Source organism: Brevundimonas sp., assembly GCF_018608325.1.
GTDB lineage: Bacteria > Pseudomonadota > Alphaproteobacteria > Caulobacterales > Caulobacteraceae > Brevundimonas.
The window spans coordinates 2,188-2,550 of the sequence record NZ_JABAZW010000019.1 but is presented as its reverse complement, the minus strand read 5'-3'; the positions used below and the strand labels follow the sequence as shown (position 1 = coordinate 2,550).

The following is a 363-nucleotide window of genomic DNA, read 5'->3' as shown; positions in this document are numbered from 1 at the left end:
GTATAGAATATATACAGCTCACCAGTTTTGCCCCTGCTACTATTAATTTTGTCATACAGGCCGTAGAGCAGAAGGGAATTGAAGATGGGACAGCAGGCGCCGAAATTAACTTGCCGGCAGGCAAGAGCAATAGATCTTATTGGTTTTTTAGGGGGAATGGGAATCACGCCGGTTAAAGTCCGGGGTGATAACTTCTGGTATCTCTCCCCTTTGCGTAATGAACGTCATGCTTCATTTAAGATCAGCAAGAGGTTAAACAGGTGGTATGATTTTGGTCTTGGAAAGGGCGGTAATATCCTTGACTTCGGGCTGCTCTATTTTGCCTGTAGCATCCCCGAGCTGCTGGACCTCCTCGGACAAAAT

1 protein-coding gene is annotated in these 363 nt (G+C 46.3%); it reads left to right on the top strand.

The window, feature by feature from the left end; translation table 11 throughout:
• Nucleotides 1-84: 84 nt before the first annotated feature.
• Nucleotides 85-363: CHC2 zinc finger domain-containing protein (locus QZ281_RS02215; protein WP_292224203.1), on the top strand; the 279-nt coding region annotated here is incomplete at its 3' end.